General features: G+C 70.7%; 9 protein-coding genes. 6 read left to right on the forward strand and 3 right to left on the reverse strand.

Annotation, left to right across the window (positions count from 1 at the left end; genetic code table 11):
* From Q0C38_RS22695 to sucD, 5 genes are all read left to right on the forward strand, one after another.
* The coding region (locus Q0C38_RS22695; RefSeq protein WP_291299421.1) for a FliI/YscN family ATPase at nt 1–944 on the forward strand (944 nt) is incomplete at its 5' end.
* Entirely contained in the window at nt 934–1,356 is a 423-nt protein-coding gene (locus Q0C38_RS22700) for a hypothetical protein (protein WP_291299422.1), read from the forward strand. The genes Q0C38_RS22695 and Q0C38_RS22700, both read left to right, overlap by 11 nt.
* A gap of 137 nt (nt 1,357–1,493) precedes the next feature.
* A complete protein-coding gene (gene mdh, locus Q0C38_RS22705) occupies nt 1,494–2,447 on the forward strand; it encodes a malate dehydrogenase (RefSeq protein WP_291299423.1) in 954 nt (317 codons plus the stop codon).
* 70 nt (nt 2,448–2,517) lie between these two features.
* On the forward strand, nt 2,518–3,714 hold the full coding sequence (gene sucC / locus Q0C38_RS22710; RefSeq protein WP_291299424.1) for an ADP-forming succinate--CoA ligase subunit beta: 1,197 nt from the start codon (nt 2,518–2,520) through the stop codon (nt 3,712–3,714).
* Nucleotide 3,715: 1 nt separating this feature from the next.
* Nucleotides 3,716–4,588, forward strand: coding sequence for a succinate--CoA ligase subunit alpha (gene sucD, locus Q0C38_RS22715; protein WP_291299425.1), 873 nt, complete (start codon nt 3,716–3,718; stop codon nt 4,586–4,588).
* Nucleotides 4,589–4,728: 140 nt separating this feature from the next.
* On the opposite strand, the gene Q0C38_RS22720 is transcribed toward sucD, so the two are convergent.
* The gene (locus Q0C38_RS22720) at nt 4,729–5,496 is read right to left on the reverse strand and encodes an FkbM family methyltransferase (RefSeq protein ID WP_291299426.1); all 768 of its coding nucleotides are present in this window, start codon (nt 5,494–5,496) and stop codon (nt 4,729–4,731) included.
* A 121-nt stretch (nt 5,497–5,617) separates the two neighbouring features.
* Here Q0C38_RS22720 and Q0C38_RS22725 point away from each other — a divergent pair, with 121 nt between their 5' ends.
* Complete coding sequence (locus Q0C38_RS22725; protein WP_291299427.1) at nt 5,618–6,487, forward strand: cyclopropane-fatty-acyl-phospholipid synthase family protein; 870 nt, start codon at nt 5,618–5,620, stop codon at nt 6,485–6,487.
* A 76-nt stretch (nt 6,488–6,563) separates the two neighbouring features.
* Here the strand turns inward: Q0C38_RS22725 and Q0C38_RS22730 are convergent, their stop codons facing one another.
* Nucleotides 6,564–7,622 (reverse strand): WD40 repeat domain-containing protein, encoded by a 1,059-nt coding sequence (locus tag Q0C38_RS22730; protein ID WP_291299428.1) that lies wholly within the window; start codon nt 7,620–7,622, stop codon nt 6,564–6,566.
* Between the two features lie 10 nt (nt 7,623–7,632).
* A complete protein-coding gene (locus Q0C38_RS22735; RefSeq protein WP_291299429.1) occupies nt 7,633–8,628 on the reverse strand; it encodes a GTP-binding protein in 996 nt (331 codons plus the stop codon).
* Nucleotides 8,629–8,809 lie beyond the last annotated feature (181 nt).

Here is an 8,809-nt window from a genome sequence, read left to right on the forward strand (position 1 = left end):
CGCCGGCCACGGCCCGCGCACGCCTCGGGCCGCGCCTGCCGATGGGGGTGCGCGCGCTCGACCTCTTCGCCGGTTGCCGGCAGGGCCAGCGGCTCGGCCTGTTCGCGGGCTCGGGCGTCGGCAAGTCGACGCTGATGGCCATGCTCGCCCGCCAGGCCGAGTGCGACGTTGCCGTGATCGCGCTGGTCGGCGAGCGCGGCCGCGAGGTGCGCGAGTTCATCGAGGATGATTTGGGCGAGGCAGGGCTCGCCCGCTCCGTCGTCGTGGTCGCGACCTCCGATGCCGCGCCGCTGCTCCGGCGCGAGGCGGCGCATGCGGCACTCGCGGTCGCCGAGCATTTCCGCGACGAGGGGCTGAACGTCCTGCTGATGATGGACAGCGTCACCCGGTTCTGCCTGGCTGCGCGCGAGATCGGGCTCTCGGCCGGCGAGCCGCCCGCCACGCGCGGCTATCCCCCCTCGGTCTTCGCCGACCTGCCGCGCCTGCTCGAACGCGCGGGGCCTGGCATCGAAGGGAAGGGAGGGTCGATCACCGCCCTCTTCACCGTGCTGGTGGAGGGCGAGGACCATGACGAGCCGGTGGCCGATGCCGCCCGTGGCATCCTCGACGGCCATGTCGTTCTCGAACGCCGCATCGCCGAGGCCGGCCGCTTCCCCGCCGTGAACGTGCTGCGCAGCCTCTCGCGCGCCGCCCCCGGCATCCTCTCCCCCGACGAGAAGGCGCTGCTCGCCCGCGCGCGGCGGCTGCTCGCACTCCACGCCGACATGGCCGACATGGTCCGCCTCGGCGCCTACCGCCCCGGCACCGACCCTGACGTTGACGAGGCCGTTCGCCTCGCTCCCCGGATCGAGGCGCTGCTGGCACAGGACCGGGAGGAGGCGACACCGCCCGAGCATGCCTTCGCCGCTCTCGCGGCCATCCTGGGAGGTGGCGATGTCACGTGACCCGCTCGCCACGCTCGCCCGCCTCCGCCGGCTCGCGGTGAGCGAGGCGCGCCGCGACCTTGCCGCCGCGATCGGCGCCGAAGGGGCTGCGATCGCGCGCGCCACCGCCGCGGAAGCCGCGCTCGACGCAGAGGCGCGTGACGCCGAGCCAGGCGCCTACGCTGCCTGGCTGCCGCGCGGCCTTGTCATCGCCGCCACCGAGGCGGGGAAGGCAGAGGCGGCCATGGCGGCGGCCGAGCGGATGCGGCTCGCCCTCACCGAGGCGCGGGCGGCGGAGCGTGCGGTCGAGCATGTGGCTGAGCGTCGGGCGGCGGAGGCCGCGAAGGCAGCCGAGCGGCGCTCCCAGGCCATGCTCGACGAGGCGGCTGCCAGCGTGCGGCGCTTCCGCAGCGAGGGCGGCCGCCGCCGCTGATCCGCCATGTGCCACTCGCTTGCCGCAGCGCACCAAACAGGCTACGGGAACGGCCGTCCCTTCCTGGGGCACGGCGGCATGGCGCCAGAAGACGCCCACCGCATCCAGACCACACGCGACGACGAAAGAAGGTGTCCATGGCCCGCAGCAAGATCGCGCTCATCGGCGCCGGCAACATCGGCGGCACGCTCGCCCACCTGGTCGGGCTCAAGGAACTCGGCGACGTCGTGCTGTTCGACGTGTTCGGCGGTGTCGCTGCCGGCAAGGCGCTCGACATCATGCAGTCGAGCCCGGTCGACGGCTTCGACAGCCTGATGACCGGCGGGTCCGACTACAGCGCCATCGCGGGCGCGGACGTGGTGATCATCACTGCCGGCTTCCCGCGCCAGCCCGGCATGAGCCGCGACGATCTCGTGGCCAAGAATGCCGGCGTGATCGCGACCGTGGCAGAGGGCGTCAAGACGCATTGCCCCGATGCCTTCGTCATCGTCATCACCAACCCGCTCGACGCCATGGTGTGGGTGTTCCAGCAGAAATCCGGCCTGCCCGCGCACAAGGTGGTGGGCATGGCGGGCGTGCTCGACAGCGCGCGGTTCCGCCTGTTCCTCGCGCATGAGTTCGGCGTGAGCGTCGAGGACGTGACGGCCTTCGTGCTCGGTGGCCACGGCGACACGATGGTGCCGCTGACGCGCTATTCCACCGTCGCCGGCATCCCCGTGCCCGACCTCGTGAAGATGGGCTGGTCCACGCAGGAGAAGATCGACGCGATCGTCACGCGCACAGCCAACGGTGGCGGCGAGATCGTGAAGCTGCTCGAGAAGGGCTCCGCGTTCTACGCGCCGGCGGCCTCTGCGATCGCGATGGCCGAGAGCTACCTCCGCGACAAGAAGCGCGTGCTGCCCTGCGCCGCCTGGCTGTCGGGCCAGTACGGCGTGAAGGACCTCTATGTCGGCGTGCCCGTGGTGATCGGTGCCGGCGGGGTCGAGCGTATCGTCGAGATCACGCTGAACGAGGCCGAGCAGGCCGCCTTCGAGAAAAGCTGCGCCTCGGTGCAGGAGCTCATCGAGGCGAGCCGCAAGCTCGTCGGCTGAACTGACGCGGGCCAGGGCAACCTGGCCCGCTTCGCATCTGGATCATCCTTCCGAGAACGGGGGCTCCCGCATGAACATCCACGAGTACCAGGCCAAGGAAGTCCTGGCCAAATACGGCGTGGCGGTGCTGAAAGGCGGCGTCGCGTGGAGCCCCGAGGAGGCCGAGAAGATCGCTGCCTCCCTCGGCACGCCGGTGACGGTGGTGAAGGCGCAGATCCATGCCGGCGGCCGCGGCAAGGGCCGCTTCCTCGATGACGCCTCCGGCAAGGGCGGCGTGCGCATCGCCAAGTCGCCAGCCGAGGCCAAGGCCGCCGCCGAGGCGATGATCGGCAAGGTTCTCGTCACGGCCCAGACGGGGCCCGCCGGCAAGAAGGTGCAGCGCGTCTATGTCGAGAGCGGCTGCGACATCGCCCGCGAACTCTATCTCGGCCTGCTGATCGACCGCGCCGTCGGCCGCGTCGTCATCATGGCGTCCACCGAGGGCGGCGTTGAGATCGAGGAGGTGGCGGCCCACCACCCGGAGAAGATCCTCCGCGTGCATGTCGACCCCGCCGCGGGCGTGCAGGGCTTCCACGGGCGCAAGCTCGCCTACGGGCTCGGCCTCACCGGCAACCAGGTAAAGAGCTTCACCACCTTCGTTCTCTCGCTCTACCGCGCCTTCGTCGAGCTCGACTGCGCGATCGTCGAGATCAACCCGCTGGTCGTGACCGGCGCGGGCGAGGTGGTGGCGCTCGACGCCAAGGTGACGTTCGACGACAGCGCCCTCTACCGCCACAAGGCCATCGCCGATCTCCGCGACGAGACGGAGATGGACCCGAAGGAGCTCGAGGCCGGCAAGCACGACCTGAACTACGTGGCGCTCGACGGCAACATCGGCTGCATGGTCAACGGCGCCGGCCTCGCCATGGCGACGATGGACATCATCAAGCTGTACGGCGGCGAGCCTGCGAACTTCCTCGATGTCGGCGGCGGGGCGACGAAGGAGCGGGTCACCGCCGCCTTCAAGATCATCCTGTCCGACCCGAACGTGGAGGGCATCCTGGTGAACATCTTCGGCGGCATCATGCGCTGCGACGTGATCGCGGAGGGCGTGGTGGCCGCCGCGCGCGAGGTGTCGCTGTCGGTGCCGCTCGTGGTCAGGCTCGAAGGCACGAATGTCGAGCTTGGCAAGAAGATCCTGGCGGGATCGGGGCTTCCGATCGTCTCCGCCGACAACCTCGCCGACGCCGCCGCCAAGGTGGTGAAGGCCGTGAAGGAGGCCGCGTGACATGGCCGTGCTGGTCGACGCGAACACCAAGGTCATCACCCAGGGCTTCACCGGCGCCCAGGGCACGTTCCACAGCGAGCAGGCGATCGCCTACGGCACCAAGGTCGTCGGGGGCGTGACGCCGGGCAAGGGCGGGACGACGCATCTCGACCTGCCGGTGTTCGATACGGTAGCGGAAGCAAAGGCGAAAACGGGTGCGAACGCCTCCGCCATCTACGTGCCGCCCGCCTTCGCGGCGGACGCGATCCTGGAAGCGATCGACGCCGAGATGCCGCTGATCGTCTGCATCACCGAGGGCATTCCGGTGCTCGAGATGGTGCGGGTGAAGCGCGCGCTGACGGGAACGAAGTCGAAGCTCGTCGGCCCGAACTGCCCGGGCGTGATCACGCCGGATGCGTGCAAGATCGGCATCATGCCCGGCCACATCCACCGCCGCGGCAAGATCGGCATCGTCTCGAAGTCCGGCACGCTCACCTACGAGGCCGTGGCGCAGACGACGGCCGCCGGGCTCGGCCAGACCTCCTGCGTCGGCATCGGCGGCGACCCGGTGAAGGGGCTCGACTTCATCGAGGTGCTGGAGATGTTCCTCGCCGACGCCGAGACGCAGGCTATCATCATGATCGGCGAGATCGGCGGGCAGTCGGAAGTCGAGGCGGCGGAGTTCCTGGCGCGCGAGAAGGTGAAGAAGCCCGTCGTCGGCTTCATCGCGGGTGCGACCGCCCCGCCGGGCCGCCGCATGGGCCATGCCGGTGCGGTGATCTCGGGCGGCAAGGACACGGCGGCGTTCAAGATGGCCGCGATGCGCGAGGCCGGCATCCATGTGGCCGACAGCCCCGCCGCGCTGGGCTCGACCATGGTGAAGGCGTTGGGTTGAGTGCCCTCAGGCGCCGGGGGCGGTTTCATGCCCTCAGGCGCCGGGCGCCGCCTCCGGCGGCTTGGCTCGCCGCAGGGGCGGCGGCGCGCAGTTCGCGCGCTTGACGGAGCGAGCGCCGGCAGCGAGCGCGAGGCGCTCCCTTACGCCGTCACCCTGGCGGGCTCGAGGCTGGCGTAGACATCGCCGCTGTTGGCCTCCAGCGGCAGGGCCGTGATCCACGCAGCTATCGCGTCGCGGTCGAGCGGCGCGGCATGGGCGAAGGCAAGGCTCTCGCCGAGCGAGGCGTTGAACGCCCGGTAGCCGAGGGCGGCCAGCCGGTCGAGAGCGGCCTGGGCGACGTCGCGCTGGATGGTCGTGAACTCGAACGACACGGCGCGCACCGGCGCCGACAGGCCCGCCAGGGCCTCCGCCTCGAACCCCTCGACATCGATCTTGGCGAAAGCCGGCGCGCCGTGTTCGGCCACCAGCACATCGAGTGTCGTCGCCGGCACCGTCACGTTCGCTGACCACCGCTGGCCCTGCCAGCCGGCAGCACCATCGGCCGCCTTCAGGAAATCGGTCGAGGCGGTGCTGACGGTCGGGTTCGCCGGGTTGATGTAGAGCGTCACGCTGCCCGGTGTTGCGGCGATCGCGGCCTGCACCAGGCTCACGCCCGCATCGCGGCCGAACATCAGGCGCAGCACCCGCATCGGCCCTGGCTGCGGCTCGAGGGCCACGACGCGCGCGCCGATGCGGCGGAAGCTGGCGATGCGGTCGCCGACATGGGCGCCGATGTCGAAGCCGAGTTCGCCGGGGCCCAGGAAGCGTCGGTACCAGGCATCGAGCGTGCGCCGGCGCGCCGTTCCGCCGCGATGATAGATCACGACCGACCGCACGAGGCCGATCGTTTCACGAATCGTGTTCAGCATGCCCCACAGACGCCACGGCATTGCGGCATGCTCAAGGCTGCCGTGGGCAGCGCCACACACGATTGCGTGGTCGCGCGTCAGTGCTTGTCGCGGCAGGCGAGGAAAGGCAGTTTTGCTGCGCATGGAACCGATCCGTTACGCTCCCGCCTCGTTTCCCGCCCGGTCTCCCGCCCGGGCGCGCGAGCGGGCGATCGCGCGCTTCCTCGATGTCATCTCGCGCGATGCGCTGCTGCGCGCGCGGTTGCGGGGCAGGGAACCCACGGTCCATCGCGTGCTGGTCGATGCGTCCGGAAGGGTCGATGCGGCGGAGCTTCACCGCATCGTGGAACAGGCCGCCGACCTGCCCGACGAGCCGCAGGTTCTCGACGCCGGCTGTGGCCTCGGCGACATGATGATCGACATCGCGGTGCGGCGCGGCGGCAGCTGGACGGGCCTCACCTTCTCCCCGATCCAGGCGGAGCGGGCGCGGGCGGCGGCGCAGGCGCGCGGGCTGATCGGCGCCGTTGCCGTGCATCTCCGCGCGCCTGACGATCCGCCCGGCCAGCAATATGATGCAGTGTTCGCGGTCGAGTGCCTGTTGCGCTGCCCGAATGCCGAGGCGGTGCTCACCGCGCTCGGCCGCACGCTTCGCCCGGGCGGCAGGCTGGTCCTGGTCGAGCATGCCGTTGCGGCCTCGGCGGCGGCCGAGCGGCGTGAGTTGACGCGGCTGTTGCGTGCCCCTGCCCTGGCCGACGAAGCAGGCTGGCGCGCGCGGCTTGCCGCGTCAGGGCTTGCCGTGCGGCGTGTCGTGGACCTGACGGGGCAGGTGCCGGCGCGCAGTGTCGGGGCGATCGAACGGCTGGCGGTGCGGCTGATGACGGGGCGGCGCTACCTGCCGCTCGGTGATTTCCGGCGGGTGGTCGATGCCCGCATCGGCGCGCTGAAGCTCGAGCGACTGCTGCGCGAGGGCCGGGCGCGCTACCTCATGATGGTCGCCGTAAGGAGCGATTGATGCACCCCGCGCATCTCGCTTCCTTCAAGCGCGCGACTGCGCCCCGCGCCTGAGGGCAAAAACCCCCATCGCGCTTTCAGCGCGATGGGCTGGAGAAATCCACCACCGCGGCGAAGCCGGTTTCGGTGCCGAAGGTGAGCCAGCGCCCGTCCGGGCTCCAGGCGAGAGCGCTCACCGCCCCGCGCCCCTGGTCGGCGACCGGCAGCACGCGCCCGCTCTCGATCTCGACCAGCACCACGAGACCGTCGGCGAAGCCAGCCGCCACCACCTCGTGGTGCGGGTGGCAGGCCACCTGGCTCACCAGCACCGCATCGCCGCCGGCAAGCTCGCGCGGGGCTTTGCCCATCGGCCCGTCGCCGGAGAAGGGCCAGCACACCACGGCCTCGGCGCCCGAGGTGGCGAGCCAGCGCGCCTTCGCGGTGAAGGACATCGACTTGGTCTTGGCGGGATAGCCGCTCATCCGCATGTCGGCCCCGTCCTCGAGCCGCCAGCCATGCAGCGAATTCTCCTGCATGGAGGTGACGAGGTAGCGCCCGTCCGGGCTCATCGCGATGCCGGTGTGGCTGCCCTTCCAGGCGAAGGCGCGCGGCCTGTCCTCCTTCGCAGCGACGAACCACACGCTTGCCCCGTTGTAGTGGCTCGCGGCGATCCGTTTCCCTTTCGCATCGGTGGCGATGCCGGTGACGGTCGAGGGATGGGAGAGCGTCTTGAGGGTTGACGCGTCCGTTCCGCCGTCGAACAGATGCGTTGCCTTTCCCACGGACGCCGCCCGCCAGGGTGACTTGCCGGGGAAGGCGAGCACATGCTCGACCCACCGTCCCGGCCAGCTCGCGATCGTTGTCGCGTCGCCGGCGGCATCGACGCGCGCGAAACGCCCATCGTCGCCGCCCGAGAGGAACGCACCGGCCGCGCAATCGGGTGCGAGCGCCAGGACGGCCCCGTCATGCACCGCCACGCGCGACGCCACCCGTGCAGGGTCTGCGAGGCCGATGAGTGCCACCGTTCCGTCGCCCAGCCCAAAGGCGACGTGCCGGCCGGCGCCATCGATTGCGGCAGCGACGACATGCGCCTCGAGCGCGTGCGACGAGCCGCGCGTCTCGAGGATGAAATCCGCGCCTGCGGTCTCTGCCGTCACGCCCGATCCCTCACGCCGCGCACGCCTCGAAGCCGCGACGCAGTTGCGGGCGGTTGAGGTTGCGGCCGATGAAGACGATGCGGCTCGTGCGCGCCTCGCCCGCGGCCCAGGGGTTCACGAAATCGCCGTCGGCGATCATGTGCACGGCCTGGAAGGCGAAGCGCCGGTCCTCGCCCGGATAGGCGAGCACGCCCTTGGTGCGCAGCAGGTCGGCGCCCTTCTCGGCCAGCAGGCCCGAGATCCAGGTGTTGAACTTCTCGGGGTCGACCGCGCCGGGGATCGAGAAGGAGACCGAGCGCACCGCCTCGTCATGCGCATGGTCGGTGTTCTCGAGGAACTCCGGGCGATCGTCGAGGATGCGCGAGAGCGAGAAGGCATCGCGCCCGAGCACGGCCTCGACCGGCACGTTCGCGCGCTCGGCCCGGTGGATCGTCGCGTGCGGGTTGATCGCACGGATGCGCGCCTCCACCGCGTCGGCTTCCGCGGGCGTCACGAGGTCGGTCTTGTTCAACACCACCACATCGGCGAAGGCGAGCTGCTGTTCCGCCTCGCGCGTGTCCGCGAGCCGTGCGGGCAGGTGGCGCGCATCGACGACGGTAACGATCGCATCGAGCCGCGTCTTTGCCTTCACGTCCTCGTCGACGAAGAAGGTCTGCGCGACGGGGGCGGGGTCGGCGAGGCCGGTGGTTTCGAGGAGGATGGCGTCGAACTTGTCGCGCCGCTTCATCAGCCCGCCGAGGATGCGGATCAGGTCGCCGCGCACGGTGCAGCAGATGCAGCCGTTGTTCATCTCGAACACTTCCTCGTCAGCGCCGATGACGAGGTCATTGTCCACGCCGAGCTCGCCGAACTCGTTGATGACGACGGCGATGCGCAGCCCGTGGCGCTCGGTGAGGATGCGGTTCAGCAGCGTCGTCTTGCCCGCGCCGAGATAGCCGGTCAGCACGGTGACGGGAACGGTCGCGGTGCTCGCAGAGGGCATGGCGGGTTGTGTCGCATCGGGCATGGGCGTGATCCTCTGTCCTGTCTCGCCCCTATATGGAGACGGTGCTCTGCCCAAGCCAGCCGGGCTGGCGTGTGCCGGTGGCACGGCTCCTGAGCGCTGCCTCGGTCTCGCGCGCGGCGGCGGCGAGCGCTGTGAAGCCGGCCGCATCGCCCGCCTCCGCCGCCTGCGCGGCGGCGGCGAC

Origin of the sequence: Elioraea sp. (assembly GCF_022842375.1) — a bacterium.
GTDB lineage: Bacteria > Pseudomonadota > Alphaproteobacteria > Acetobacterales > Acetobacteraceae > Elioraea_A.